General features: G+C 65.0%; 26 protein-coding genes. 11 read left to right on the plus strand and 15 right to left on the minus strand.

The window, feature by feature from the left end:
* Positions 1-273: 273 nt before the first annotated feature.
* From hemA to PMI42_RS14900, 5 genes are all read right to left on the minus strand, one after another.
* The gene (hemA, locus tag PMI42_RS14880) at positions 274-1,503 is read right to left on the minus strand and encodes a 5-aminolevulinate synthase (RefSeq protein WP_008135413.1); all 1,230 of its coding nucleotides are present in this window, start codon (positions 1,501-1,503) and stop codon (positions 274-276) included.
* A 240-nt stretch (positions 1,504-1,743) separates the two neighbouring features.
* Entirely contained in the window at positions 1,744-2,805 is a 1,062-nt protein-coding gene (locus tag PMI42_RS14885) for an MBL fold metallo-hydrolase (protein WP_008135416.1), read from the minus strand.
* A 191-nt stretch (positions 2,806-2,996) separates the two neighbouring features.
* Positions 2,997-5,150 carry a methyl-accepting chemotaxis protein gene (locus tag PMI42_RS14890; RefSeq protein WP_008135417.1) on the minus strand — a complete coding sequence of 718 codons (2,154 nt, stop codon included), beginning with the start codon at positions 5,148-5,150 and terminating at the stop codon, positions 2,997-2,999.
* A gap of 163 nt (positions 5,151-5,313) precedes the next feature.
* Complete coding sequence (locus PMI42_RS14895) at positions 5,314-6,039, minus strand: outer membrane protein (RefSeq protein ID WP_008135420.1); 726 nt, start codon at positions 6,037-6,039, stop codon at positions 5,314-5,316.
* Positions 6,040-6,262: 223 nt separating this feature from the next.
* Positions 6,263-6,583, minus strand: coding sequence for a hypothetical protein (locus tag PMI42_RS14900; protein ID WP_008135421.1), 321 nt, complete (start codon positions 6,581-6,583; stop codon positions 6,263-6,265).
* Positions 6,584-6,773: 190 nt separating this feature from the next.
* Between PMI42_RS14900 and PMI42_RS14905 the strand changes: the two genes are divergently transcribed.
* Complete coding sequence (locus tag PMI42_RS14905) at positions 6,774-7,061, plus strand: hypothetical protein (protein ID WP_008135423.1); 288 nt, start codon at positions 6,774-6,776, stop codon at positions 7,059-7,061.
* Between the two features lie 16 nt (positions 7,062-7,077).
* On the opposite strand, the gene PMI42_RS14910 is transcribed toward PMI42_RS14905, so the two are convergent.
* The 3 genes from PMI42_RS14910 to PMI42_RS40045 all read right to left on the minus strand — a co-directional run bounded on the left by PMI42_RS14910 (position 7,078) and on the right by PMI42_RS40045 (position 8,498).
* Complete coding sequence (locus tag PMI42_RS14910) at positions 7,078-8,016, minus strand: AEC family transporter (protein WP_008135425.1); 939 nt, start codon at positions 8,014-8,016, stop codon at positions 7,078-7,080.
* 102 nt (positions 8,017-8,118) lie between these two features.
* Positions 8,119-8,328, minus strand: a complete 210-nt coding sequence (locus PMI42_RS14915) for a hypothetical protein (protein ID WP_008135427.1) — start codon at positions 8,326-8,328, stop codon at positions 8,119-8,121.
* Positions 8,325-8,498, minus strand: a complete 174-nt coding sequence (locus tag PMI42_RS40045; RefSeq protein ID WP_008135429.1) for a hypothetical protein — start codon at positions 8,496-8,498, stop codon at positions 8,325-8,327. The genes PMI42_RS14915 and PMI42_RS40045 overlap by 4 nt, the downstream gene beginning before the upstream one ends.
* Before the next feature lie 356 nt (positions 8,499-8,854).
* Here PMI42_RS40045 and PMI42_RS40465 point away from each other — a divergent pair, with 356 nt between their 5' ends.
* Positions 8,855-9,127, plus strand: a complete 273-nt coding sequence (locus tag PMI42_RS40465) for a hypothetical protein (RefSeq protein ID WP_008135431.1) — start codon at positions 8,855-8,857, stop codon at positions 9,125-9,127.
* 13 nt (positions 9,128-9,140) lie between these two features.
* Here the strand turns inward: PMI42_RS40465 and PMI42_RS14920 are convergent, their stop codons facing one another.
* From PMI42_RS14920 to PMI42_RS14935, 4 genes are all read right to left on the minus strand, one after another.
* Positions 9,141-10,760, minus strand: coding sequence for an ABC transporter ATP-binding protein (locus PMI42_RS14920; protein WP_008135432.1), 1,620 nt, complete (start codon positions 10,758-10,760; stop codon positions 9,141-9,143).
* Between the two features lies 1 nt (position 10,761).
* Positions 10,762-11,601 carry an ABC transporter permease gene (locus PMI42_RS14925; RefSeq protein ID WP_008135435.1) on the minus strand — a complete coding sequence of 280 codons (840 nt, stop codon included), beginning with the start codon at positions 11,599-11,601 and terminating at the stop codon, positions 10,762-10,764.
* Positions 11,598-12,569: an ABC transporter permease gene (locus tag PMI42_RS14930; RefSeq protein ID WP_008135437.1), complete on the minus strand. Its 972-nt coding sequence runs from the start codon at positions 12,567-12,569 to the stop codon at positions 11,598-11,600. Before PMI42_RS14930 ends, PMI42_RS14925 begins: the two co-directional genes overlap by 4 nt.
* A gap of 292 nt (positions 12,570-12,861) precedes the next feature.
* Entirely contained in the window at positions 12,862-14,424 is a 1,563-nt protein-coding gene (locus tag PMI42_RS14935) for an ABC transporter substrate-binding protein (RefSeq protein WP_008135439.1), read from the minus strand.
* 215 nt (positions 14,425-14,639) lie between these two features.
* On the opposite strand from PMI42_RS14935, the gene PMI42_RS14940 reads away from it, so the two are divergent.
* From PMI42_RS14940 to PMI42_RS14950, 3 genes are all read left to right on the plus strand, one after another.
* A complete protein-coding gene (locus PMI42_RS14940; RefSeq protein ID WP_008135440.1) occupies positions 14,640-15,308 on the plus strand; it encodes a TetR/AcrR family transcriptional regulator in 669 nt (222 codons plus the stop codon).
* Positions 15,309-15,559: 251 nt separating this feature from the next.
* Positions 15,560-16,222 (plus strand): DUF3313 domain-containing protein, encoded by a 663-nt coding sequence (locus PMI42_RS14945; RefSeq protein ID WP_008135441.1) that lies wholly within the window; start codon positions 15,560-15,562, stop codon positions 16,220-16,222.
* Positions 16,223-16,253: 31 nt separating this feature from the next.
* A complete protein-coding gene (locus tag PMI42_RS14950; protein ID WP_008135443.1) occupies positions 16,254-16,823 on the plus strand; it encodes a DUF2147 domain-containing protein in 570 nt (189 codons plus the stop codon).
* Positions 16,824-16,826: 3 nt separating this feature from the next.
* On the opposite strand, the gene PMI42_RS14955 is transcribed toward PMI42_RS14950, so the two are convergent.
* Positions 16,827-17,138 (minus strand): hypothetical protein, encoded by a 312-nt coding sequence (locus tag PMI42_RS14955; protein ID WP_008135445.1) that lies wholly within the window; start codon positions 17,136-17,138, stop codon positions 16,827-16,829.
* A 180-nt stretch (positions 17,139-17,318) separates the two neighbouring features.
* Here PMI42_RS14955 and irr point away from each other — a divergent pair, with 180 nt between their 5' ends.
* Positions 17,319-17,798, plus strand: a complete 480-nt coding sequence (gene irr / locus PMI42_RS14960) for a Fur family transcriptional regulator Irr (protein ID WP_008135447.1) — start codon at positions 17,319-17,321, stop codon at positions 17,796-17,798.
* A gap of 44 nt (positions 17,799-17,842) precedes the next feature.
* Entirely contained in the window at positions 17,843-18,700 is an 858-nt protein-coding gene (locus PMI42_RS14965) for an alpha/beta fold hydrolase (protein WP_240535244.1), read from the plus strand.
* A gap of 6 nt (positions 18,701-18,706) precedes the next feature.
* Here PMI42_RS14965 and PMI42_RS14970 read toward each other — a convergent pair whose 3' ends face one another.
* Positions 18,707-20,257 (minus strand): winged helix-turn-helix domain-containing protein, encoded by a 1,551-nt coding sequence (locus tag PMI42_RS14970; protein WP_008135452.1) that lies wholly within the window; start codon positions 20,255-20,257, stop codon positions 18,707-18,709.
* Positions 20,258-20,388: 131 nt separating this feature from the next.
* On the opposite strand from PMI42_RS14970, the gene mddA reads away from it, so the two are divergent.
* Entirely contained in the window at positions 20,389-21,177 is a 789-nt protein-coding gene (gene mddA, locus PMI42_RS14975; RefSeq protein ID WP_008135454.1) for a methanethiol S-methyltransferase, read from the plus strand.
* 204 nt (positions 21,178-21,381) lie between these two features.
* Positions 21,382-21,804, plus strand: coding sequence for a GFA family protein (locus tag PMI42_RS14980; RefSeq protein ID WP_008135457.1), 423 nt, complete (start codon positions 21,382-21,384; stop codon positions 21,802-21,804).
* 271 nt (positions 21,805-22,075) lie between these two features.
* Here the strand turns inward: PMI42_RS14980 and PMI42_RS14985 are convergent, their stop codons facing one another.
* The gene (locus tag PMI42_RS14985) at positions 22,076-23,632 is read right to left on the minus strand and encodes a winged helix-turn-helix domain-containing protein (protein ID WP_008135460.1); all 1,557 of its coding nucleotides are present in this window, start codon (positions 23,630-23,632) and stop codon (positions 22,076-22,078) included.
* Here PMI42_RS14985 and PMI42_RS39695 point away from each other — a divergent pair.
* Together PMI42_RS39695 and pcaB are read left to right on the plus strand one after the other, a co-directional pair.
* Entirely contained in the window at positions 23,525-23,788 is a 264-nt protein-coding gene (locus PMI42_RS39695) for a hypothetical protein (protein WP_162137414.1), read from the plus strand. The genes PMI42_RS14985 and PMI42_RS39695 overlap by 108 nt on opposite strands.
* Positions 23,789-24,081: 293 nt before the next feature.
* Positions 24,082-25,443, plus strand: coding sequence for a 3-carboxy-cis,cis-muconate cycloisomerase (gene pcaB, locus PMI42_RS14990; protein ID WP_008135461.1), 1,362 nt, complete (start codon positions 24,082-24,084; stop codon positions 25,441-25,443).
* Positions 25,444-25,524: the final 81 nt, after the last annotated feature.

Raw genomic sequence — 25,524 nt, forward strand, 5'->3', positions numbered from 1 at the left:
GCGGCGGTCGCCATGGCTCGCCACCAGGAACAGGAAGCCGATATAGCCGAAGGCGGCGGCAATCACGCCCCAGTCGTGCAGCATGGCGAGCGTGCTTCTCCCTGGGCGCCGGCAGCGCCCGCTCTCATTTTCCCTGTAAATCTAGCGCGTTGGGCGAGGAGAGGCGACAGCCAAATGCCATACCCGGGCGGGAACTGGGGTTGTCGTTAAGCTGACGGGTGTGAGCTGCCCGCTCTCCCTCTCCCCGCAAGCGGGGCGAGGCGAAAGAAAACCCTACTCCGCCGCCAGCGACTTCTCGCGCAGGGGCAGGCCGAGGCGGTCCCACACTTGCAGCAGGGCTTCGGCGAGCTGATCGATCAGGCCGTCATCGTGATAGGGCGAGGGCGTGATGCGCAGACGCTCGGTGCCCTTGGCGACCGTCGGATAGTTGATCGGCTGGATGTAGATGCCGTGCTCTTCGAGCAGGAGGTCGGAGGCCTGCTTGCACTTTTCGGCATCGCCGATGAACAGCGGCACGATATGGGTGTCGCTCGACATCACCGGCAGGCCGGCGGCATTGAGGATTGCCTTGACGCGGGCGGCGCGGTCCTGGTGGCGCTCGCGCTCCCAGCTTGAGGTCTTCAGATGCTTGATCGCTGCGGTTGCGGCCGAGCAGATTGCCGGCGGCAGCGCGGTGGTGAAGATGAAGCCCGGTGCATAGGAGCGCACGGCGTCGATGATCCGGCCGTTGGCGGCGATGTAGCCGCCGAGGCAGCCGAACGCCTTGGCGAGCGTGCCTTCCAGGATGTCGATGCGATGCATGACGCCGTCACGCTCGGCAATGCCGCCGCCGCGCGGACCGTACATGCCGACGGCGTGAACCTCGTCGACATAGGTCATCGCGCCATATTTCTCGGCGAGATCGCAGATTTTTGCGAGCGGCGCGACGTCGCCGTCCATCGAATAGAGGCTCTCGCAGGCGATCAGCTTCGGCCGGTTCGCACCCGCGGCCTTCAGCTTCTCTTCGAGATCGGCGATGTCGTTGTGGCGGAACACGACGCGCTCGCAGCCGGACTGGCGAATGCCCTCGATCATCGAATTGTGGTTGAGCTCGTCCGACAGGATCAGGCAGTTCGGAATCAGTTTTGCGATGGTCGCGATGCCGGTCTGGTTCGAGACATAGCCCGAGGTGAACAGCAGCGACGCTTCCTTGCCGTGGAGATCGGCGAGCTCGGCCTCGAGCTGCACCAGCGGATGGTGCGTGCCGGCGATGTTGCGGGTACCGCCTGCGCCGGTGCCGACGCGCGTTGCGGTCTCCACCATGGCGCCGACCACCTTCGGGTGCTGGCCCATGCCGAGATAATCGTTGGAGCACCAGATCACGACGTCGCGCTTGCCCTTGGGCGAGTGCCAGAGCGCATGCGGGAACCGGCCGGCAATGCGTTCGAGATCGGCGAACACGCGATAGCGCCGCTCGGTGTGGAGACGATCGAGGGCGGAATCGAAGAACTGGGCGTAATCCATCGGCAAAACCTGCAACGGAACCGGACCAAAGGGCCGCATCTTCTTAGAGCTTTTCCAGCTCTGATGTCTATGCGCTATCCCACATTTGGCCGCGAGGGGCATTTGGGCAAAATGCCCTATCGTGCGATTTGAAACTTGATCCCGATCAAGTTCGCGCTGGTTACCATGCTGCTCTGCAACATGCGGTGAGATGCGCGGTCTGCTCCCTCGCCCCGCTTGCGGAGAGGGGCGAAGGCAAAGTCACGTCGTCCTGAACTGGAGCACGCCGTCCTTCGTCTCCGCCGTGAGCCGGCCCTCGACGATCATGTAGTTGACGTGGGCAACGAGCTCGCCGGCCGCAAAGCCCATCTGGTGTTCGTCCAGTACATGCTTGTTGAAGACAACCGGCACGAGCGCGCGAGACGTCTGCGGTACTTCGCGGCAGGCTTCCGCGATCAGGCGGCAGCGTTCCTCGTGGTGATCGGCGAGCTGCTTGATGCGGGTCTTCAGCCCGTAGAACGGCACGCCGTGGCCGGGCAGCACCAGCAGATCATAGGGCAGGGTGGTGGTAAGGCTCGCGAGCGAGGCCAGATATTCACCGAGCGAGTTCTGGTCGGGCTCGACCGCCCAGACGCTGACGTTCGGCGAGATCTTGCTCAGCACCTGGTCGGCGGAGAGGAACAGCTTGTCGTCGGCGCAATACAGCATCACCTGGTCGAGCGCGTGCCCGCCGCCGGTGATCACCTTGAAGCGGCGCGTGCCGATCACGACGTCGTCGCCATGCGAGATGCGGCGGTAGGACGGCGGCAGCACCGACACCTGCTTGAGATAATCCTGGCCGCGGCCGAGCAGCTTTTCGGTGAGCGACTCGTCCATGCCGTGGCGACGGAAGAACAGCCGCTGCGCCTCGCGCCGTTCCTCGGTGCCGCGGTTCTGGTGATAGACCGATTGCAGATATTCGACCTGCGACATCACCAGCGGGCAGTTGAAGCGCTCGACGATCCAGCCGGCGAGACCAACATGGTCGGGGTGCGAATGGGTGACGATCAGGCGCGTGATGTTGACGCCCTTCAGCGGCCCTTCGAAAAGTTTGGTCCAGGCCTCGATCGTCTCCTCGTTGCCGAAGCCGGCGTCGACCATCGCATAGCCGTCGCCATCGGCGAGCAGATAGATGTTCACGTGGTTGAGCCGGAACGGCAGCTTCAGCCGCGCCCACAATACACCGGGACGCACCTCAACGACCTCTTCGGGGCCGGGATGCTGGTCCCAGGGATAGCGCAGGGCCTCGGCGGAGGACTGCACGGTGTCGATTTTCGCGTTCATGCCACCGGCTTAAACCCGCCGGGCGCGGCGCGCCAGCCGAAAAAGGACGCGAGCGTGCCTCCGCATAGCGGTCATTCCGGCTGTATTCCGTAGCCCGGATGGAGCGAAGCGCAATCCGGGGCATTTGCGCTTGTGGCACGATCCCGGATTACGCTTCGCTCCATCCGGGCTACGGCCGGAGGCCGGCGTCCTTACGCCGCCCGCATGTTGTTGAGGAACGCGTCGATTTCTCCGCGCAGCATGTCGGCCTCGCGGCGGAGCGCGTCGGAGGCGCCCAGCACTTCGTTCGCCGCAGCGCCAGCCTCTGCCGAGGCGGTAGAGACGCCGACGATGTTGCTGGAGACCTCGCTGGTGCCGCCGGCCGCATGCTGGATGTTGCGGGCGATCTCGCGGGTGGCCGCGCCCTGTTCTTCGACGGCGGCGGCAATCGTCGTGGTGACGTTGTCGATCTCGCCGATGATCCGGCCGATGCCCTGGATCGCGCCGACCGCGGAGGTCGTGACCTGCTGCATGCTGGCGATCTGGGTGCGGATCTCCTCGGTCGCCTTCGCGGTCTGGCTGGCGAGGCTCTTCACCTCGGAGGCGACCACCGCGAAGCCGCGGCCGGCCTCGCCCGCGCGCGCCGCCTCGATGGTGGCGTTGAGCGCGAGCAGATTGGTCTGCGAGGCGATGGTCTGGATCAGGTCGACGACGACGCTGATGCGGCTGGCGCTGTCGGCAAGGCTCTGCACCGTGGCGTCGGTGGCGCCGGCTTCGTCCACGGCCTTCTTGGCGATTGCGGCCGAGGTGACGACCTGCTTGCTGATCTCCTCGATCGAGGACGACAGCTGCTCGGTGCCTGACGACACGGTCTGCACGTTGACCGAGGTCTCTTCGGCCGCGGAGGCGACCGCGTTCACCAGCGCATTGGACTGGTCCGCGGTATTCGACATGCTCTGCGCGGTCGATTGCATCGAATTGGCGGATTGCGCCAGATTGTCGAGCGCGGAGCGAACGGTGTTCTCGAACTCGGCGATCTTCGCCTCCATGCGCGCGGCCCGCTCGGCCTTGGCGGCGCGGTCCTTGTCCTGCTCGCCGGCGAGCGCGCGGGCCTCGACCATGCTGTCGCGGAACACGGTCAGCGTGTCGGTCATCGCGCCGATCTCGTCCTTGTGCTTGGAGTGCGCGATCTCGGTGTCGAGATCGCCGGCCGAGAGCTGCTGCATGGCGCGCTGGAGCCCGCTGATCCGGCGCAGGATGTTGCGGCCGACATAGAGCCAGACGAACAGAGCCGAGCCGACCAGCATCAGCGCGCCCAGCGCCAGCATGGCGGTGGTGGCGAGTGAAATCTCCCGGCGTGCCTGGAAGGTCGAGGCGTTGGTCTCCTTCTGCACGCCGTCGACGAGCTGCTGCACGCTGATGCCGAGGCCGACATTGAGCTTGCGGGTCTCGTCCAGGATGGTCTGGCCATAGTCGATGGAATCGAGCTCCTTCTGGCGGATCTTGAACACGCCGGTCTTGCCCTCGCCGAAGGCGAACAGCTTTTGCACGGCGTCGCGCACGGCCTGCATCGAGGCCATGTTCGGGAGATCTTCGAGGTTCGACTTGACGCGGTCGCGCGTCGCCTTGAATTCCTTCTCGATCACCTCCAGCGTGTCGCTGTTGTTGGCCGAGAGCGCCGCCATCATGTCGGCGGCCATCAGATTGCCGTTGGCGGAGATCGTGGAGATCTGCGCGACGGTGCGGGCGGCCTCGGTGGCATCGTCGGCGGACACGTCCGCCGCGCCCAGGATCGCGTTCAGGCGCGTCTGCGCGTCCAGCATCGCGGGGCCGGCCGCGCCGACGAAGGCGAGCTGGGCCTTGCGCAGCGCCTCATATTGCTTGTCGTGCAGCGCGCCGGTCTCGAGGCGCTCGCGTGCCGCCGAGACCAGGCTCTGGGTGGCTTCGTCGATGCTCTTGGCGGTGTCGCGCAGCGCGGTTGCGATCTGCTTGTCGGCGCCGAGCTCGATGATCTCGCCGAGCTTGGCCATGGCGAGCTGCTGGATGTTCTTGACGCTCTTGGTGCGCTCGTTCAGCGCCTCGTCGGAGGGCGATGCCAGCAGACCCGGGCCTTGCGCGGCGAGCGTTGCGCTCTGTGAGGCGAGCTGGAGGCTGGCGGAGAGGCGCGGAATGTCGCGGCCGCTCAGATCCATCATGGTGGCGCCGAGATGATTGAACACGAAGCCGGCGCCGGCGGCGATGACGAGGCCCATGCCCGCGATCACCGCGAAGGCCGTGAACAGGCTGCCGCGCACCCCCCATTTCGGCATCTTGAAACGCGGCTTGAATCGACCAAGCAAACGGCCAACGCCCAGACGGATCGCCATCGAAATTCCCCCACGCTCTTGCTTCTGTTTTATGGCGGGCAGTATCGGCGGTGCGGGTTAAAAAATCGCAATTCCTGCAATTGTTTGCATTGGTTCCGCAGAGCGAAAAAAGAAGGGCCGGCAACATGGCCGGCCCTTCGTCGGGATAAGGTTTTGCTAACGATCAATAGCGCGCGGCGACCGGGCCTGCCCAGTTGAAGCGGTAGTTGACGCCCGCCTTGAAGGTGTGGTCGTCGGTGGTGAAGGTGCCGGTGCCCGCCAGCGGACCGCCGGTGAAGCTCGCGTCGCCGAAATTGTAGTACTGGTACTCGGCCTTGGCCGACCAGTTCGGAGCGAACATGTATTCGATACCGGCGCCGACGGTGTAGCCGTTGCGGTGATCGCCGGTGATGACGAACGCCGTGGGCACGCCGCCGACGGTCACCTTCTCGTTGTTGTCCGAATAGGCGTAGCCGCCCTTCACGTAGACGAGGCCCGGGCCCCAGGTGTAGCCGACGCGGCCGGTGATCGAGCCGAGGCCGCGCTGATCGTTGGTGTAGGCGACGCCGCCCGGGAACACCGCGCCGACGCTGCCGGAGAGCCAGGAATACTGGCCTTCGACGCCGACCAGGAAGTTCGGGTTGAACTGCCAGTCCGCGCCGGCCTGCACGCCGCCGAGGAAACGGCCGTTGCCGTTGTTGCCGGTGGAGAGGCCGCTGAAATTGTTGTCGCTGGAGAACGCACCGCCGAGATGCGCACCGATGTAGAATCCGGTCCAGTTGTAGATCGGCGCGGCGTAGGCCGGCGCGGGCGTCTTGTAATAGCCGCGGTTACCGAGATCGGCACCGATCGCCGGCGCGGCCGCGCCCGCCACGAGCAGCGCGACGGTTGCAAACAGAATCTTCTTCATCGTCCAAACTCCAGCACTCATGTCCCCGGAAGGCGCGCTTTCCGCGCCGTCGTTGGTTTTGCAGATAGCTTGCTTTTGACGAAAATGCTGTCACATCCGTGGCACAGCGGCACCCAACCTAACTTATTGGGCTGCAAATGATTTTCGTGCTTAATGGCGGCTTAAGAAGTGGTGAAGGAAGGCTTAATTCGGCGAGCCTGAGGTAACCTGCGCGCGCCCTGCGTTAACCAAGACGGCGCAGCGCTTCGTCGCGCATCTGCTCGCGGAAGGCCGCGCGTTTGGCAGGACGGTCTTCCTCGCGCACGTCGTGCCGATCGAAGACGTCGAACTTCTCCATGATCGGATAACGCTCGCTTGCCATCGCGAGCACGCGCAGCACCTTGGTCGCGGCCGGCGTCGGACCGCTCACCTCCCAGCGCCGGATCGTGTCGGCACCGCCCTTCTCCGGCAATCCGCACAGCCTGGCCATGTCGGCTGCGGTGAGCTTGCGCCCGAGCGCGTCGGAGAGGTCGTTGCGGAGTTGCTTCAGTTCGGGGCCGGTCATGCTGCTTGCGTCCAGGGAAGTCGCTGAAGGCAATGCACTAGCGCTGATTCGGGTCCATCCGAAGGCGGGGAGCGCGCGCTCCGGCTGCGGCACCTTCGCGTGCGCACGGAGTTATGAACAGGAAGCCTATGGAAATCCGCCGGTGAAGCAACAGATGCCACAGCGGGACCCGCCAGCTCAGGGAACAACCATGACAAGCATCAAATTCGCCATTGCCGCGCTCATCGCTGTCGGGCTGCTTGCCGCGCCGTTCGCGGCTGAAGCGAAGAAGCACCGGTCGAGCAGGCGCTCCTACAACACGGGTGTGATGACCCCGACCTATGGCGGCGCCGGATCGCCCACAGCGCAGCCGAGGGCGTCGTACGGCTCGTCCGGACAGACGGTCGGCACGGTTACGGCGCCGTCGATCGGAACGTATAATTGGCCGTCGGTCGGTGTGACCAATTCGGTCCCGACGTGGAGCAACACCACGAGGTAAGGTGCGCCCATGCCGGTCAGCGCGTGCCAGCCGCAAGGCCGGAAAGCAGATAGAGCGCGACCAGCAATGTCGCGACCGACAGCATCGTCGTGACCGAGACCGTGGCCGCGACAAGTTTCTCCTCGACCTTGTGCTCGTGCGCCAGCACGTAGACGGTTTTCGCCGTCGGCACGGCCGCGCAGATGACGGCGGCAACGGTGTAGAGCGGATTGAGGCCGGTGATCACGCAAAGTCCGTAGACGATCAGCGGCATGACCACCAGTTTCACGGCGGCGAGTGCGAACGATGCGGTGAGGTTCGACCGCAGGCCTTCGACCGACAGGCCGAGACCGATGGCAAACAGCGCGCAAGGCGTGAGCGCGGCGGCGATCATGTTCAGAAAGGCTGCGACCGGCGCCGGAATCGGCAAGCCCGTGATCGCCCAGACAAGACCAATCAAGGTCGACAGCACCATCGGATTGAGCAGGATCTGCTTCGCGAGGCCAGCGGACGGCGCAGACGTCCCGCGCGCGTCTCTTTCCAGCAGGATGACCGTGATTGGAAACATCACGGCGGCGACGAATACCGTCGCCACCGCAGCGGGCAGGACAGCCGGCTGTCCGTAGATCGCGTGCAGGATCGGCAGCGCCACGAAGCCGGTATTGGTCATCGCCGCCGCCATGCCATGGATGCTGCTGCTGGCGAGGTCGTGCTTTCCACCGGCGCGGACCGCCAGGAAGACCAGCGCGAAGCAGAGCAGGGAGCCACCGCCGAACGCGAGCAGGAAGCGCCATTCCAGCAGATTGCGCGCAGGCTCCTGCGCGATCGTGACGATCAGCAGCGCCGGCATCGCGACGTTGTAGGCGAAATGCACCAGCGCGTCGGCAAGTGTGCGCGAGAGATAGCCTGATGCACCGGCAAGCCAGCCGGTGACGATGATTGCGAAGACGGGAAGAACGAGGCTGGCGACCTCCATCCGGTTTCCCCCTCTGCTAAGCAGCGTCACCATCCTAGCCCGGCGACGCCTGCTCGTCATGGTTCAACCGGATTGGGCGGCCCGATCAGGCGGCCCCTGACCTCAGATGCCCCGGCCGGTCTGTTGACCGATCACGCAACGCCAGCCCGCCAGGCGCTCCGCCGGATGCTGGTTCATCCATTCGGCAAGCTGCGGCGCGCCCATCAGGCAGGACTGCATCGACACGTTGGCGAAGTCCGACGTGGTGACGATCTGCTCGTGACAATTCCCCGGAGTGGAGAGGCTGCAGAGCACCGCGATGATCTTGATCACGCCAGGTTTCCTAGGTCGCTGCCGGCTGCGCGGCTGATCGTCGCCTTGGTCTGCTGCTCCCCGGCCGGATCGGCCGGTGGGAAGATGCTGTCATAGATCGCGCGCGCCTCCTGGATGAGGCGCAAGCGCTCGCGCTCGGATTTCGAGACGAATTGAATAATCTGGCCCATGTTCGCTCCAAACAAATCGGCAGGTCCATCATCAGATGATGGAAATCATTCCATCCCGATGTGGTGTGCCGTCGTCCGTTTCGCAGCTCTGCAGGTGGTCACGAGGGGATAAAAAGCCCGTGACCGTATCGTTACGGGCGGAACGGGGTACCGAAGCGGAATCTCCGCTTTTTGTCGCCGCGTGCATCGCGTGCGTCCCGTTCGTCGCGGCATCGTGACGAGTGTCAGGACCACCGATACGACCGTGTTGCGGCACATTTTCGCGTGCGTCGCGTTATAGGACGACCCGGTGCAGGAGCGGTTCGACTCCCGAACGGCTGACGCGACAGAGGGACCGCCTCCAAAAGGATCCAGCCATGACAAGAACGAGACGCTTCATTGCCGTACTGACCGTCGCCGGATTTGCGACAGCCCCGTTCGCCGCAAATGCGCAAACGTCAGGAACGGGCGCGCAGAGCAGCACACACAGCACCCCCGGAGCGCCGGTGCAGCAAGGCACGATTGGAAGCTCCGGACAGACTGTCGGGACCGTTACGGCGCCGTCGGTCGGAACGTCCACCCAGCCTTCGGTCGGCGTGACCAACTCGGTCCCCACCTGGAACAACACAAATCCTTCGACCAAGCGATAACAGGACCGCGGTCTCAAGCCGCCGGCGCGCGCTCCTTGCGCCCCGGCACCGCCGCGAGCAGTTCACGCGTATAGGCGTGCTCCGGCGCGGCAAAGAGTTGTGCGGTCGGCTTCAGCTCGACGATGGCGCCGCGCTGCATCACCGCGATGCGGTCGCAGATTTGTGCGGCAACGCGTAAGTCGTGGGTGATGAACAGCATCGAGAGGCCCAGGCGTGCCTTGAGGTCCTCGAGCAGTCGCAGCACCTGCGCCTGCACGGAAACGTCGAGCGCGGAGACGGCCTCGTCGGCGACGATGATCTCCGGCTCGAGCGCGAGCGCGCGAGCGATGCCGATGCGCTGGCGCTGGCCGCCGGAGAATTCGTGCGGATAGCGGTCGAGCGCGCCGGCGTCCAGGCCCACCATCTTCAGGAGATCGCGGGCGCGGTCGAATGCGACCTTCGGATCGGTGCCGGCCGCGATCGGGCCGTCCGCGATGATGTGGCCGACCTTGCGGCGCGGATTGAGAGAGGCGAACGGATCCTGAAAGATCATCTGGATGCGATGGCGCTCGGCGCGCAGCGCCTTGCCCGAAAGGCCTGTGAGATCGGTCTCTCCGATCCGCACCGTGCCGCGATCGGCTTCGATCAGCCGCATCACCAGACGCGCCACCGACGATTTGCCGGAGCCGGATTCGCCGACGAGGCCGAGCGTCTCGCCCTTGAGGATGCTGAAATTGACCTGCCGCGCGGCATCGACGCGCCGGTCGTCGCGAAACCAGCCGCCCGATGTGACGTAGGTCTTGTCCAGCCCGATCACCTCGACCGCCCTGGCCTGGTCGTCGAGTGGCTCGCGCGCGGGTGGATCCATCGTCGGGACCGCGGCGAGCAGCGCCTTGGTGTAGTCGTGCTGCGGGTCGTTGAAGACGGTCGCAGCGGGGCCTTCCTCCACCACCTTGCCATGGCGGAGCACCACGACCTGGTCGGCGATATCGGCGACCACGCCGAAATCGTGGGTGATGAACATCACCGCCATGTTGCGGTTGCGCTGGAGGTTGCGGATCAGCTTCAGGATCTGCGCCTGCGTGGTGACGTCGAGCGCGGTGGTCGGCTCGTCCGCGACCAGCACCGCGGGCTCGAGTGCGAGCGCCATCGCGATCATGGCGCGCTGGCGCTGTCCGCCGGAGAGCTGGTGCGGATAGGCGCGCACGATGCGCTCGGGGTCGGGCAGGCCGACCTCGCGCGCCAGTGCCAGCGCCCTTGCGCGCCGCTCCCTGGGCGTGAGCAGGCCGTGGGCCTCGAACATCTCCGCCATCTGGTCGCCGATCCGCATCAGCGGATTGAGCGCGGTCATCGGCTCCTGGAAGATCATCGCGAGACGGCGGCCGCGCAGATCGCGCCAGCCATCGTCATCGAGCTTGAGCAGGTCGCGGCCCTCGAACATGATTTCGCCGGACGTGATCTCGACCGTGTCAGGCAGCAATCCCATCAGCGCATGCGCACACATGGATTTGCCGGAGCCGGATTCGCCAACGACACAGACGATCTTGCCGGCCTTCAGGTCGAGCGAGATGCCGTCGACCGCGAACGGCCGCTCGGCGCTCTTGGGCAACGCGATCCGCAGGTTCTTGATCGAGACGGTGGCGGGCGCGGTCATGTCAGCGTCCCTCCCGCGACAGCCGCGGATTGAGCGCGTCGTTGAGGCCTTCGCCGATCAGGTTCAGGCCCAGCACCGAGATCAGGATGGCGACGCCGGGGAACACGGTGATCCACCAGGCCTGACGGATCACGGTGCGGCCCGCGCCGACCATGTAGCCCCAGGAGATCAGATTGGGATCGCCCAGACCGAGGAAGGCCAGCGAGGATTCCAGCAGGATCGCGGTCGCGACCATCAGCGAGGCCAGCACGATCACCGGCGACAATGCGTTCGGCAGGATCTCGCGCAGGATGATCCAGGTGTTGCTCTGGCCGGTGACCACCGCGGCCTGGACATATTCGCGCGTGCGCAGCGACAGCACCTCGCCGCGCACGAGACGGGCGACCGGCGGCCAGCTCACCACCGCGATCGAGGCCACGATCGAATAGATCGAGGGCTGCAGGATTGCGACCAGCACGATGGCGAGCGCGAAACTCGGAATGGTCTGGAAGAACTCGGTGAAGCGCATCAGCGCGTCGTCGACCTTGCCGCCGAAATAGCCGGCCATGGCGCCAATGGGAACGCCGACGACCAGTGCGACCAGCGTGGAGACCAGGCCGACCAGCAGTGAGACGCGAGCACCGAAGATCATGCCGGCAAAGACGTCGCGGCCGAGCGCGTCGGTGCCGAGCGGCACCGTCGAGAGCGTGAAAGGCGGCAGGAATGGCCGCTGCACCATGCGCCAGGGCGAATTCGGGAACAGCATCGGGCCGAATACCGCGACCGAAATCGCGAGGACCAGGATGACGAGCCCGATGACGCCGCTCGGGCTGCGCAGCATCGATTTCCAGAACTGTTTCATGAGGCGAATTCGATGCGCGGGTCGACCAGGCGATAGACGAGGTCGGTGATGAGGTTGAAGATCAGCACCATCGCGGAGCAGATCACGAAGACGCCGAGCAGCAGATTGTAGTCGCGCTGGAGCAGCGCGTCGTACATCAGGCGCCCGATGCCGGGCCAGGCGAACACGGTCTCGGTGATGACGGCGCCGCCGATCAGGGTGCCGGAATGCACGCCGGCGAGCGTCACGACCGGCAGCAGCGCGTTGCGCAGCACGTGGCGGCGCTGGATCACGGCGTCGGAGAGGCCTTTCGCGCGCGCGGTCTTGACGAAGTCGAGGCGCTTCACCTCGAGCATCGAGGCGCGCGTCATGCGGGTGTAGGTCGCCATGAAGAACAGGCCGAGCGTCATCGCCGGCATGATCAGGTGCTTTGCGACGTCCACGGCGTGGGCGAAGCCGGTGAGGTTGGCGCCGACGGTCTCGTAACCGAAGCTCGGCAGCCAATCCATGGTGACGGAGAACAGCAGGATCCCCATCAGCGCCACCCAGAAGATCGGCATGGCGTAGAAGATCAGCGCGAACACGGTGATGGCGGTGTCGAGAAACGTTCCGGCAAAGCGCGCGGCGAAGGTGCCGAAGAGAACGCCGAGCATCAGCGAGATCGCGAAGGCCGTCAGCGTCAGCAGCAATGTCGCCGGCAGCCGCTCGCCGATCAGCTTGGCGACCGGCGCCTGCTGGCGGAAGGAGAAGCCGAGGTCGAGGGTGACGACGCCCTTGACGTAGATGAAGAGCTGCTCGGGCAGCGGCTTGTCGAGGCCGAACTTTTCCCTGAGTTGCTTGACGAAGACCTGGTCGCTGGCGCCGGCCTCGCCCGCCATCACGGCCGCGGGATCGCCGGGCGCAAGCCGGATCAGGAAGAAATTGAGGACGACGATCGCGAGCAGGACGATCACGCCCTTCACGACACGCTGAGCGACGAAGGAGAGCATTGTTAGAGCGACGCTTGTTTGACTTGAGTGCCGCCGCGGCGACGGTGCGCCCCCTCTCCCGCTTGCGGGGGAGGGTTGGGGTGGGGGTGTTTCCGCAGAGGGGGTCTTCGAGTGGAGAGAGCCCCCACCCGCCGTGCTTGGGACGATGCTTCGCATCGCCCGGCGCGCGTCGACCTCCCCCGTAAGCGGGAGAGGTGCAGCGAGTTCGAGGCTCGATCAGAAGTCATGCTGCTTGGACCATACTGCGTCGACCTCTCCCCGCAAGCGGGGAGAGGTGAAGGAAGGCACGCGCTCACTTGTCGAGCCATGCGTCCTTGAAGCCGTCATTGACGCCGATGCCTGTCGTGATCAGGTTTTTGACCTTGCAGCGCATGATGGTCGGGAATTGCAGCTCGAGCATCCAGGCCACCGGCACGTCCTCGACCAGGATCTTCTGCGCCTTCTCGTAAATCTCCTTGCGCTTGGTATCGGGCGTGGCAACCGCACCGTCCGCGAACAGCTTGTCGATCTCCGGGTTGGAGTAACCCTCGACGTTGTTGAACACTTGGCCCTTCGCGATATTGCTGGAGATGTAGTTGCGGCCGACGCCGAGGGCGGGATCGCCATACTGGTAGAGATAGGTGAAGGCGATGTCGTAGTCCCAGTCGCCGATCTTCTGGTTGCCGCCGGCAACGTCGGTGGCGATGGTCTCGATGTTCATGCCGACGTCCTGGAGGTTCTGCTTCACGGCTTCACCCCAGCGCTGCCAGGTCTCGCCATAGGCGAGCGGCAACAGGCGGATCTTTTCGCCCTTGTAGCCGGCTTCTTTCAGCAGGGCCTTGGCCTTGGCCGGATCGTACGGATATTTCTTGACGTCGTCGGTGTAGTATTTGATGGCCGAGGACGAGGGGCCGGTTGCAACCTTGCCGAGCCCGTTCCAGATCACGTCCTTGGCGAAGTCGCGATCGATCGCATACATGACCGCCTGCCGCACCCGCTTGTCCGCGAGCGGACCCTGGCGGTTGTTCAGCCACAGCCAGGCCAGCGGCGAGAAGAACTCCCAGCCGGCGCCGGTGACGCAGGTGTCCTTCAGCTTGGACAGCCGCGGCACGTCGAAATTCTCGACCGAGCCACCGGGCAGCACGTCGACCTTGCCGGTCTCGTAGGCCACCGAGCGCGCTGCGGCGTCGGGGATGATCTGCCAGTAGATCTCGTCGATATGGGGCTTGCCCTTCTCGTAATAGTTCGGGTTCTTGACCAGGCGGATGAACGAGCCCTTCTGCCATTCCTTGAACATGAAGGGGCCGGTGCCGACCGGCGCGTTGTTGTAGGGGTTGGTCTTGAAGTCGGTGCCTTCATAGAGATGCTTCGGCACAATCGGCATCGAGCCGACCTCGAAGATGCCGAGGAACGGGCCGAACGGCTGCTTAAGCGTGAACACCACCGTGTAGTCGTCCGGCGCCTCGACCTTGTCGACCTGCGCCAGGTTGGTGCGGGCGCGGGCGTGCGTCTGCTTCAGCATCTCCATCGAGAACAGCACGTCCGCGGCCGTGAAGGGCTTGCCGTCATGCCAGGTGACGCCCTTGCGGAGCTTGAAAGTGTAGGTCTTGGCGTCCTCGCTGACGGTCCAGCTTTCGGCAAGCTCCGGAAGCGGCTCGAGCTTGGGGCTGTAGCGCAGCAGGCCCTCGAAGATGTTGCCCGACACCATCTGGGTCGGACCGTTCTGGATCATCGCAAGCATCAGGCCGGGCGGCTCGGGCTGGATCACGGCGTTGATCACGCCCCCCGTTTTCGGCTCTTGCGCAAGAGCCGGTTCAAGTGCCGAGGCCGTGAGGCCGCAAGCCAGGAGGACACCAAGCAACACTCGTTTTGACATGTCGTATCTTTCTCAAGCGAGACCAGCCGTAAAGGCTTCGCACGTCATGGCGCGCAAAGCTACGGCCGGCCCATCCCAGTCCCCATCCGATATCGAGGCTCACATAGTCTCATTCGGCGCTGCAAGATGAAAGTCTCGACAGTGTTCGCACAAAAAATGTACAGCGCGTCCTGTTTTCACTTGATTCATGATCTTGGCACGGAGACAAGTCGGCCATGGACAATGCCACACGCTCCGAACGATCCCGCAACGCTGCGCTCGAGGCGGCGACCAGGATCATTGCGCGCGACGGGCCCGGCCGGCTGACGCTCGACGCCATCGCGCGCGAGAGCGGTCTCAGCAAGGGCGGCGTCATGCACCAGTTCCGCACCAAGGAGGCCGTGTTGAAGGCGCTCCTGGAGCGGCAGATGGATCATTTCGAGGAGTTTTCGACCCGCTATATGGCGAAGGTCAGTGAGACTTCGGCCAATCCCAATCTGGCGACGCAGCTGGCCACCGTGCGGGAAGCGGCGACCTCGCCGAATTCCGCGGCGCTGGCGCTTGTGGCAGCCATGGTCGAGAATCCCGGCCTGATGGTGCTGCCGCGCGACCGCGAGATGAAGAGGGTGGAGGCGATCAAGGCCGAAGCCTCCGATCCCGAGCTCGCGCTGTTGCGCTGGGCAGCGGCGCGGGGATTGTTGTTGAGCTCGCTGTTCGGCATGTCGCCGCTGAGCAAGGACGAGCACCAGCGGCTGTTCGCGCGTCTGCTCGATGACGATCAGTGGCGGCCGCTTGAAAAGCCGGACGAGCCTCTCGCGGGCAAGTCCCGCGCGACCAGGGGCAGCACCGCCAAATCCGGCGCGGCCCCGGCAGCAAGGGCCGCAACTCCCCGCAAACGCGCCTGATTCAGAGTTAACGGTCTCCTCCGATCGCTGCCCAAAACCGCGCCTGCGGCCAAATGCGTCAGGCCGTCATTTCCGCACTTTACAAACCAACCAGTCGGTTTTATAAATGGAAACACTGAGGCGGCCCAAGGCGTCTGACATGGCCCCGGACGATGCCTCGGGCTGGCAATGGTGAGCGCCGCAGTCGCGTCTGGTCCCAACGCGGCTGCGGTCCCCATCGTCCTTCCTAAAAGCCGCGAGAGGAGTCTGGAATGGATCGCTCGATCGCCCTGCGCGGTCTGGGAACGCTGGCGCTTTGCGCGGCCGTCGCCGGCTGCGCCTCGGTCGCGCCGGTGCCCTATTCGGAGATGGCGTCCTCGGCCTACATGGCTCCGGACAAATCGGACGCCTCCGGCCGCGTGCCCTACCGCTATTCCACGCCGGTCGACTGGCGCGCCTATCATAAAGTGGTCCTCGATCCTGTCGTGCTGTACCGCGGCAGGGATCATCAGTTCGGCGACATGTCCGACAAGGACAAGGCGACGCTCGCCGCCTACATGCAGAACTGCTTTGCCGATCGGCTGCGCGGCCGCTTCGCCCTGGTGCGCGAGCGCGGGCCGAACACGCTGCGCATCAGGCTGACGCTCACCGGCGCCGTCACCAACACACCCGTGCTCGGCACGCTTTCGCGCTTCGACATGGCGGGCGCGGTCTACAACGGCGTGCAGGCCGCACGCGACGGCGAGGGCATGATGACCGGTTCGGTCATCTACGGCGTCGAGATCTTCGACGCTTCGACCTCGCGCCTGCTCTCGGCCTACGTCACCAAGCAATATCCCGGCGCCTACGACATCAAGGCCAGCGTCGGCGCGCTCGCGGCCGCCACTGCCGGCCTCGACAAGGGCGCCGACGCGCTGGTGGCGCAACTGAACTGACGCCGCGACCGTCCAACCAAAGGTGCTGCTGATGAACATTCTCCTTCGCTTCGTGCTGCGCGTCGCCATCACCGTCGTGATGATGATTATCGGTGGCCGCGCCGGTGCCGCCGCGCCGACCGATCCGAGCGGCACATGGCTGGTCGAGGACGGTCGCGCGCGCGTCCGTCTCGAACGCTGCGGGCCCTCGCGCGACCGCATCTGCGGTTTCATCGTCTGGATGAAGGAGCCGGCCGACAAGCGCGGCCAGCCCTATCGCGACAAGGAAAACCCCGATGTAGACAAGCGCGCCCGCGCGCTGCTCGGCCATCAACTCATCATGGGCTTGCAGGCGACGCCCGAGGGGCGCTTCGCCGGCGACATCTACAATGCCGAGGACGGCAAGTTCTATTCGGTCTCGATTTGGCGCGAATCTCCCGATCGCCTCAAGCTCAAGGGCTGTCTCATAAAATTCCTGTGCCAGACCCAGACCTGGCAGCAGACCCTCGACGTGCTGCCCGGCCAGCTGGTCGGCCTGACCGGCGATCTCAACGGCCCGCGCGCCGACAAGGAATGGGCGGCCGTGCCTGCGCCGAAACCGATGCAGGCGAAGGCGAAGTAGCCTTCAGGTGTTTCGTAGCGCCCGCCGCAACGCGTCGAGCGCGTCTGCAAGTTGCTCGCGATGCGCGATGTCGTCCTTGGGGAGGGCCGCGACGCTGGTTGCGAGCTCGTGCAGGATGCCGGCGAGCAGGCCGAAATTGATGTGCAGATGCACCGATTTGCGTTCGTCGGCCGGGCCCGGATGGTGCAGCACCAGCGCAACGCCGCTGCCGTCGAGGTGTGCCTCGAACCGCGATGAATGCTCGAACGTGCCGACATAGAACTTGTCGGGATATTCGAGCGCGATCTCTGCCTTGTCGGGAACCGGCCGGGACATGTGAACCTCCTCGATGCCCTTGCACTATGGCCGGGAATAAACCGGACCGCCTTGCGATCGATCAGAGGCGTCCGCTCCCGGATTTGATCCGGATCAAAGCCGGGTCGCCGCTTCTGCGATCGAATGGCAACTGGCCGGACGTTGCGCTGGCGCTTGGCCCTTTCAGCCGTGAGACGATCGATGGACATGCAGGCCACGAATATCCCCGCGGGCGATGACAGCGGACCTGACGCCGCCTGGTCGGAGCTGGATGAGGGCGTGCAGCGCTGCCTGCGATTGCTCGGCGATGCCGGCCTGCGGCCAACGCGCCAGCGTCTCGCGCTCGGCCAGTTGCTGTTCCTGCGCGGCCATCGTCACGTCACCGCGGAGGGGCTTCATGAAGAAGCGATCGCAGCGAACATGTATCTGTCGCTCGCCACCGTCTACAACACCCTGAACCAGTTCACCGAAGCCGGCCTGTTGCGCCGGATCGCCGCCGACGGCATCAAATCGTTCTTCGATACCGACACGTCCGTGCATCCGCACTTCTATCTCGAGGCTGAGGATGTGCTGGTCGACGTCGCCGATGGCCTCGCCTTTACCAAGGTGCCCGAGGCGCTTCCCGGCCACGAGATCGCGCGGCTCGACGTCATCGTCCATCTGCGCCGGAAGCGAACGTAGCGTCGTCGTGCAAAGCGTGCCAGACTGGATCCCGATCGACTGCGATGGCGAGACCGGTAGTGATGGTGGACCAGCCCTTTCCAGGCCAGAACCTGCGCCCTTTGCAAATACGGCTCGGCACCCAGACCATTGCGGGTCTTGAAAGCACGGGAGAGGGGCGTCCGATACTCCTCGTCCACGGCAATTCCGCCTCCTCACGCATCTGGCAGAAGCAGCTGCAGGGTCCGCTCGGCGACAAATATCGCATCATCGCGATCGATCTGCCCGGGCATGGCGCCTCCTCACCCCCTCCGGATCCGGCCAGCGACTATTCCGGCCGCGGCTATGCTGCGGCGATCGCCGCGGTCGCGCGCGAACTCAATCTCGGGAATGCCGTCGTCGTCGGCTGGAGCCTCGGCGGCCACGCCGTGCTCAATGCCGCGGCATTGTTGCCCATGGCCGCCGGCCTGATGATCTTCGGCACGCCGCCGGTCGGCAGCGGGCCGGAGGGCTTTGCCGGCTTCAAGAACCTGTCGCCGACGGCTTTCACGGCCTCGCCGACCGAGGCGCAAATCCAGGAATGGGTGCACACGGCCTTCGCGCCCGGCTACGCGCCGGTCCCCGATTTCGTCGTTCAGGATTTTCACAGGACCGACGGCAATGCCCGAGCCTGTCTCGGCGCCGTCGCGCAGGCCGGCGGCCTTGCCGACGAAGTCGAGATCGTGCGCAACCTGAAGATTCCGCTCGCGATCGTGCAAGGCGGCGAGGAGCAGATCGTCGACCTCGGCTATCTCCAGCGCTTGGCCGCCCCGACGCTGTGGCGCGGCGCGGTCCAGGTCGTCGCCGGTGCCGGCCATACGACGCAATGGGAGAAGGCGGACGCCTTCAACGAACTGCTCGACGCGTTCGCGTCCGGTGTGTGATTGTCTTCACCCCAACCCCGCGCGCCGGAATCCCTCGAGATAATGCTCGCGATCGGCCGCATTGGCCCACGGCAGTTGCGTCGCGATCCACTGCAGCGAGATGCCCGGCTGGGTGCGGCGGAGCTCGCCCAGCGCCGTCTCGGCGAGCGCGCTGTCGCCGGTCATGCCGGCCGAGACCGCAAGCACGCGATAGGCGCCGGTGAGGTCGCCGCGGTGGCGGATCGCCTCGCGCGCGAGCGCGATGGCCTCGTCATAACGCCGTTCGGTGAAGCGCGCATAGCCGGCGATGCCGTGATAGATCGCCAGCGACGGATCGCGGGGTGAGAGCCGGATTGCCCGCTGCGCCGCCGCGAACGATTCGGTCGAGCGCCCGGCATAGGACAGCGCCAGCGCGTAATAGCCTTGCGCCAGCGAGAAGTTCGGATTGAGCGCGAGCGCCTGCTCGAACTCCGACAGCGCGTCCGCAAGCCTGCGGGTCGAGAAGTAGACGCTGCCGAGCCCGGCATGCGCCCAGGCATCCTCATGGTCGCAGCGCACCGCGGCGAGCGCGGCGGCTTCCGCGGCGGGCGCCACCCTGGCGAGCTCGGTCCAGCCGAGATGCACGCCGAACATGTGGTTCGCCGCCAGCACCGACAGCGCCTGGCCGTAATTCGGATCGATCCCGATGGCGCGCTCGAGCAGGGCCTGTGCGGCCTCGTGATCCTGCCGCGTCACGCGCCAGTAATGCGACAGGGCGCGCATCAAGAGGTCCCAGGCATCGAGGCTCGCCGGCGGCTTGCGCTGGCTGCGAAAATTCTCCGCCGCGTGAATCTGCGGCTCGATCGCCGCGGCGATCGCGTTGGTGATCTCGTCCTGCACGGCGAAGACGTCGACCAGCTCGCGGTCGTAGCGCTCGGCCCAGAGGTGGCTGCCTGACGTGGCGTCGTTGAGCTGCGCGGTGATGCGCACGCGGTTGTCGGCCTTGCGCACGCTGCCCTCGACGATGTAGCGGACGCCGAGTTCCTCGGCGATCTGCCGGATGTGGACCGCGCGTCCCTTGTAGGTGAAGGACGAGTTGCGGGCGATCACCATGAACCAGCGCTGCTTCGACAGCGCGGTGAGGATGTCCTCGCTGATGCCGTCGCCGAAATAATCCTGGGCGGGGTCGCCGCTCATGTTCTCGAAGGCGAGCACCGCGATCGCCGGCCGATCCGTCGCGGCGCGCGGCCGGGCCGTGACGAGCGCGGCAGGCGCCGTCGTCGTTGCCATTTCTTCCCGGACATCGCCGATGAAGCGAAAGCCCTTGCGCGGGATCGTCTTGATCAGCCGCTGCGTCGCGCCGTCGTCGCCGAGCGCCTTGCGCGCGGCGTTGATCCGGCTGTTCAGGGCGGAGTCCGAGACGATGCGGTCGCTCCAGATCCGGCTGATCAGGTCATCCTTGCTGACCACACGTGCGCGCTCCGCGACCAGATAAAGCAGCAGATCGAACACCTGCGGCTGCAACGGCACGGCGACCCCGGCGCAGGTCAGTTCGCGCAGGTCGCCGTCGAGCACGTTGTTTTCAAAGCAAAATCGCACGTTTCTGTCGTCTCAAGCAAAAATCAAAGTCGTCTCAGGCGAAAATCAACCGTCCGCGAAAGTCAGGAGGCAGCCGATCCGGCATGGTGGGAACATCACAGTGCCGGTGTTTCGGCACAACGGAGTTTTCCATGTCCCAGATTGATCACCAGGTTCATTCGATCGGCCCGGAGGTTGCGGGCTCTCGCATTTTCAAGTTCATCGCCTTTCTGTACGGAATTGCGGCGTATCTCGTGTTTTTCGTCACCATTCTCTACGCCATCGGCTTCGTCATGGGGCTGGTGGTGCCGAAGACCATCGACACCGGAACCGACACGCCGGCGGCCGAAGCCGTCATCGTCAATCTCCTGCTGATGACGCTGTTCGCGCTCCAGCACAGCGTGATGGCCCGCAAGCAATTCAAGGCGTGGTGGACGCAATTCGTCCCCAGGCCGGTCGAGCGCTCGACCTATGTGCTGCTGGCAAGCCTGTCATTGCTCCTGCTGTTCTGGCAATGGCGCCCACTGCCGGCGGTGATATGGGACGTCGGAAATCCGGATCTCGCCGTGACGCTGGTCACGCTGTCGCTTGCGGGCTGGGTGCTGGTGTTCACCTCGACCTTCATCATCAATCATTTCGAATTGTTCGGATTGCACCAGGTGACCAATCATCTCGTCGGCAAGGAAGCGACACCGCCGCGTTTCAAGACGCCGCTGCTCTACAAGTTCGTCCGTCATCCGATCTATCTCGGCTTCATCATCGCGTTCTGGGCGGCGCCGGTCATGACGGCGGGACATCTGCTGTTCGCGGCCGTGACCACGCTCTACATCTTCGTCGGCATCGCGCTGGAGGAGCACGACCTCGTCGATCTCTTCGGCGACGAATACCGGCAGTACAAACAACGGGTGTCGATGCTTATTCCCTGGCGCCGGTCAGTCTAGCCGTCGTGTCTTTCCGTCGCGTCCGCCGAAAGGAGGACGCGCGGTGGCACTGAAAGCGCGTAACGGACCTTGCCGGACTCGCCTGCAACCTTTCTCGGGGTGATTCCCCCTCACCCCGACGCCTCTCCCCGCATCCGCCTTCGTCGAGATTACGGCGAACAGGAGCGGGGAGAGGAATTCAACCTTCATCAACGGAGACGAATAATGAAACACGTCGGAAACTGCTTCTGTGGCGCGGTTACGGTCGAGGTCACGGGCGCGCCGGAGGCGATGGGCTATTGTCATTGCCGCTCCTGCCGCTCCTGGTCGGGCGGACCGGTGAACGCCTTCAGCCTGTGGAAGCCCGAAGCCGTGCGCATCACCGAAGGCGCGCAGCATGTCGAAACCTTTGCCAAGACGCCGCTCAGCCAGCGCAAATTCTGCAAGGAGTGCGGCGGCCATCTCATGACCAATCACCCGCCGCTCGGCCTCGTCGACGTCTTCACCGCCACCATCCCCACGCTCGCCTTTGCGCCCGGCGTCCACGTCAACTATTCCGAGACGGTGCTGCCGATGCGGGATGGCCTGCCCAAACTGAAGGATTTTCCGGCCGAGTTCGGCGGCAGCGGCGAGATGATGCAGGAGTAGCGGATTTCTTCCTTCTCCCCTTGCGGGAGAAGGTGGCGCGCGTAGCGCGCCGGATGAGGGGTATCCATCCACAAATGCAGTCGTAGGGGGGCAAAGCAAAGCGTGCCCACGCATTTCTTACGATCGAGAGAGATGGTGGGCACGGCGCAAGTGCGCCTTTGCCCACCCTACGGTTCCGGACTCGCGGATGGAAACCCCTCACCCGGCTTCGATGCTGCGCATCGAATCCACCCTCCCACAAGGGGCGAGGGTGCACCGTCAGTGTGGTGAACTACCTCATCCCGGCGCGCCGAAATCCTTCCAGATAATGCTCGCGATCTTCCGCGCGCTGCATCGGGAGTTCGCGCGTCAGCCAGGCGAGCGTGAGCCCGGGCTGGGTGCGGTGCAGGCCTTGCAGCGCGGACGCCGCGAGCTGAGCATCACCCAGCATGCCGGCGGCGGCGGTCAGCACGCGGTGGGCGCCGACGAAATCGGCGCGCTGTCGCATCGACTCCCGCGCCAACTGGATCGATGCTTCGTAATTGCGGCCGATGAACTGGGCATAGGCGGCAACGCCGCAATAGATCGCCGCGAGCGGATCGCGCGGGCTCAGTCGCAGCGCGCGGCGCGCGGCGGCATCGCCGTCCTGCCATCGTCCCGCATAGCACAGCGTCACGCCGTAGAAGGCGTGCGCCATCGCAAAGTTCGGATTGAGCTTCAGCGTCAGCTCGAACTCCGCCAGCGAATCGTCGAAGCGGCGGCGGAATAAATAGGTATAAGCGAGGCCGTGATGGGCGAAGGCGTCCTCGCGATCGGCCTCGACCGCAGCCAGCGCCGCACGTTCGGCGACCGGAACGGTCATGGCCATGTCGGCCCAGCCCATATGCGCGCCGAAGATATGGCTCGTCGCGAGCAGGCCCAGCGCCTTGCCATAGGCGGGATCGATCGCGGTCGCCTTTTCCAGCAGCGCCTGCGCGGCCGCATTGTCCTCGCGCGTGATGCGCCAGTAATGCGACAGTGCGCGCATCACGAGGTCCCAGGCATCCAGGCTCCCCGGCGGCTTCTGCTGGGCGCGAAAACTTTCGGCGGCGTAGAGCTGCGGCTCGATCGCGGCGACGATCGCCTCGGTGATCTCGTCCTGCACGGCAAAAACGTCGGCAAGCTCGCGGTCGTAGCGTTCGGCCCAGAGATGGCTGCCGGTCGAGACGTCGTTGAGCTGGGCCGAGATGCGCAGGCGCTCGCCGCTCCGCCGCACGCTGCCTTCGACCACGTAGCGTACGCCGAGCTCGCGCGCGACCTCGTGGATGTGCACGGCGCGGCCCTTGTAGACGAAGGAGGAGTTGCGCGCGACGACGAAGAACCAGCGCAGTTTCGACAGCGCGGTGATGATGTCCTCGCTGATGCCGTCGGAGAAATACTCCTGCTCGCGGTCGCCGCTCATATTGGTGAAGGGCAGCACGGCGATCGCAGGCCGGTCCGGCAGCGCGAGCGCCGTCTGGGCCTGAACGGCCCGTCCGGGCTCCGGTGCAGCTGCGCCGAGCTGTGTCTGGACGTCGCCGACGAAGCGAAAGCCTTTTCGCGCGATGGTGCGGATCAGCGCCTGGTTCGCACCATTGTCGCCGACTGCCTTGCGCGCCGCGTTGATCCGGCTGGTCAGCGTGGATTCGGAGACGCTGCGCCCGTGCCAGATCTTGTCGATCAGCTCGTCCTTGCTGACCACCCGGTCGCGGTTTTCCATGAGGTGGACGACGAGGTCGAAAACCTGCGGTTCCACGGAAACGGGAACCTGCTCGCGGCTCAGCTCGCGCCGGTCGGTGTCGAGAAGGTGATCCCGGAACAGAAACTGCACGTCGAAAACTCAAACCTCACGGCGACATCGGGCAATGAAGAAATCAAAATGGATTTCGACTTGAAGTCTGTGAGTCCGGCGAACGGTCGCCCCGGTTCACCACGATCGCGTGATGGCTGCCATGCTGTTTTCGAGGGGGAATACAACTTCTACTAGAATCTGGCGGTCTGAGCCAGATTGCCGCAGGGTGGATGCGCCATACCCGATCCTGCTGAGCGCACAATTCATCACCGTCACCCTGAGGAGGCCGCTTCTTCAGCGGCCCTCGAAGGGCGACGGCCCGGCTGCATCGCGGTTCGCACCTCAGGATGACGGAGCTCATGGCTCGACATTCGGGAGCAAGACATCGCATGTCATCGAACATGCGACGAACCATGAATGTCCATTGCCGAACACTGCGGCCTGCGTAAGCTGCCCCCACACAGAACACAAACCACGAAGAAACGCCCATGCCCGCTTTTGCTGCCTCGACCACCGTGCTCGACTCCATGCTGTTCCGCGACGCCTTCGGCACGCCCGAGATGCGCGAGGTGTTTTCCGACGTCGCGCTGGTCGGCCGCTATGCCGAGGTCGAGGTGGCGCTGGCACAGGCGGAGGCGAGATGCGGCGTGATCCCCAAGGAGGCCGCCGATCAGATCGCGGCGCGGACCGATGTCGCCGCGCTCGATTTTGACCTGCTGCGGCAGGAGACCGACATTGTCGGCTATCCGATCCTGCCTTTGGTGCACCAGATGGTGAAGCAATGCGGCGAGGCCGGCCGCTACGTGCATTGGGGTGCGACCACGCAGGACATCATGGACACCGCAGTGGTGCTGCAATTGCGCGCCGCGCTCGAGATCGTCGAGCGGGATATCGCGAGCTTGCGCAAGATCCTCGCCGACCTCTCGAAGCGCCACCGCGACACGCCGATGGCGGGGCGCACGCATCTCCAGCAGGCCCTGCCGGTGACGTTCGGCTACAAGACCGCGATCTGGCTCGCGATGTTCGACCGCCACGCCGAGCGTCTCGAGCAATTGAAGCCGCGCGTCCTGGTCGGTCAGTTTGCCGGCGCCGCCGGCACGCTGGCCTCGCTCGGCGACAAGGGTTTTGAGGTGCAGGAGGCGCTCTGCGCGGAGCTGAAGCTCGGCGTTCCCGCCTCGACCTGGCACGTCGCGCGCGACGGTTTTGCCGAGGCGGTCAATTTCCTGGCGCTGGTCACCGGCTCGCTCGGCAAGATCGCGCTGGACATCATGATCATGGCCTCGACCGAATTCGCCGAGGTCTACGAGCCCTTCGTCAAGGGCCGCGGCGCTTCCTCGACCATGCCGCAGAAGCGCAATCCGATCTCCTCGGAACTGATGCTGGCGGCCTCAAAGGCGGTACGCCAGCACGCCGGCCTGATGCTGGACGCGATGGTGCAGGATTTCGAGCGCGCCACCGGTCCCTGGCACGCCGAATGGATGGCGATCCCGGAAAGTTTCGTGCTGACCGCCGGCGCGCTGCACCAGGCCAAGTTCGCGCTTGCGGGTCTCATTGTCGACGAAAGGAAGATGAACGACAATCTCGCCCTTAGTCGGGGCCTGATCGTGGCCGAAGCGGTCATGATGGGCCTCGCGCCGCAGATCGGGCGGCAGGAGGCGCACGACGTGGTCTATGACGCCTGCCGGATTGCCAATGAGAGAGGTCTGACGCTGGCGGACGCGCTCTCGTCCGACTCCCGCGTCTCGACCCGGATTGACCGGGCGACGATCGATGCGCTGACTTCACCGAAAAATTACCTCGGCCTTGCTCCCGCCATGGTCGATCGGGTGCTGAAATCGGCAACGCGTTGAAAACCAAGATGCGTGAAACCGCGTATCTTTCGCAAGCTCCAAGAGGCTCGCATACTTGTGTCCCGCGATGCTAGACTTAGA

The organism is Bradyrhizobium sp. YR681, from assembly GCF_000282615.1.
Classification (GTDB): domain Bacteria; phylum Pseudomonadota; class Alphaproteobacteria; order Rhizobiales; family Xanthobacteraceae; genus Bradyrhizobium.

Bases quoted from the DNA above. Each gene is read 5' to 3' on its own strand.
- hemA (WP_008135413.1), bottom strand. From the start codon at position 1,503: ATGGATTACGCCCAGTTCTTCGATTCCGCCCTCGATCGTCTCCACACC.
- PMI42_RS14885 (WP_008135416.1), bottom strand. From the start codon at position 2,805: ATGAACGCGAAAATCGACACCGTGCAGTCCTCCGCCGAGGCCCTGCGC.
- PMI42_RS14890 (WP_008135417.1), bottom strand. From the start codon at position 5,150: ATGGCGATCCGTCTGGGCGTTGGCCGTTTGCTTGGTCGATTCAAGCCG.
- PMI42_RS14895 (WP_008135420.1), bottom strand. From the start codon at position 6,039: ATGAAGAAGATTCTGTTTGCAACCGTCGCGCTGCTCGTGGCGGGCGCG.
- PMI42_RS14900 (WP_008135421.1), bottom strand. From the start codon at position 6,583: ATGACCGGCCCCGAACTGAAGCAACTCCGCAACGACCTCTCCGACGCG.
- PMI42_RS14905 (WP_008135423.1), top strand. From the start codon at position 6,774: ATGACAAGCATCAAATTCGCCATTGCCGCGCTCATCGCTGTCGGGCTG.
- PMI42_RS14910 (WP_008135425.1), bottom strand. From the start codon at position 8,016: ATGGAGGTCGCCAGCCTCGTTCTTCCCGTCTTCGCAATCATCGTCACC.
- PMI42_RS40045 (WP_008135429.1), bottom strand. From the start codon at position 8,498: ATGGGCCAGATTATTCAATTCGTCTCGAAATCCGAGCGCGAGCGCTTG.
- PMI42_RS40465 (WP_008135431.1), top strand. From the start codon at position 8,855: ATGACAAGAACGAGACGCTTCATTGCCGTACTGACCGTCGCCGGATTT.
- PMI42_RS14920 (WP_008135432.1), bottom strand. From the start codon at position 10,760: ATGACCGCGCCCGCCACCGTCTCGATCAAGAACCTGCGGATCGCGTTG.
- PMI42_RS14925 (WP_008135435.1), bottom strand. From the start codon at position 11,601: ATGAAACAGTTCTGGAAATCGATGCTGCGCAGCCCGAGCGGCGTCATC.
- PMI42_RS14930 (WP_008135437.1), bottom strand. From the start codon at position 12,569: ATGCTCTCCTTCGTCGCTCAGCGTGTCGTGAAGGGCGTGATCGTCCTG.
- PMI42_RS14935 (WP_008135439.1), bottom strand. From the start codon at position 14,424: ATGTCAAAACGAGTGTTGCTTGGTGTCCTCCTGGCTTGCGGCCTCACG.
- PMI42_RS14940 (WP_008135440.1), top strand. From the start codon at position 14,640: ATGGACAATGCCACACGCTCCGAACGATCCCGCAACGCTGCGCTCGAG.
- PMI42_RS14945 (WP_008135441.1), top strand. From the start codon at position 15,560: ATGGATCGCTCGATCGCCCTGCGCGGTCTGGGAACGCTGGCGCTTTGC.
- PMI42_RS14950 (WP_008135443.1), top strand. From the start codon at position 16,254: ATGAACATTCTCCTTCGCTTCGTGCTGCGCGTCGCCATCACCGTCGTG.
- PMI42_RS14955 (WP_008135445.1), bottom strand. From the start codon at position 17,138: ATGTCCCGGCCGGTTCCCGACAAGGCAGAGATCGCGCTCGAATATCCC.
- irr (WP_008135447.1), top strand. From the start codon at position 17,319: ATGGACATGCAGGCCACGAATATCCCCGCGGGCGATGACAGCGGACCT.
- PMI42_RS14965 (WP_240535244.1), top strand. From the start codon at position 17,843: ATGGCGAGACCGGTAGTGATGGTGGACCAGCCCTTTCCAGGCCAGAAC.
- mddA (WP_008135454.1), top strand. From the start codon at position 20,389: ATGTCCCAGATTGATCACCAGGTTCATTCGATCGGCCCGGAGGTTGCG.
- PMI42_RS14980 (WP_008135457.1), top strand. From the start codon at position 21,382: ATGAAACACGTCGGAAACTGCTTCTGTGGCGCGGTTACGGTCGAGGTC.
- pcaB (WP_008135461.1), top strand. From the start codon at position 24,082: ATGCCCGCTTTTGCTGCCTCGACCACCGTGCTCGACTCCATGCTGTTC.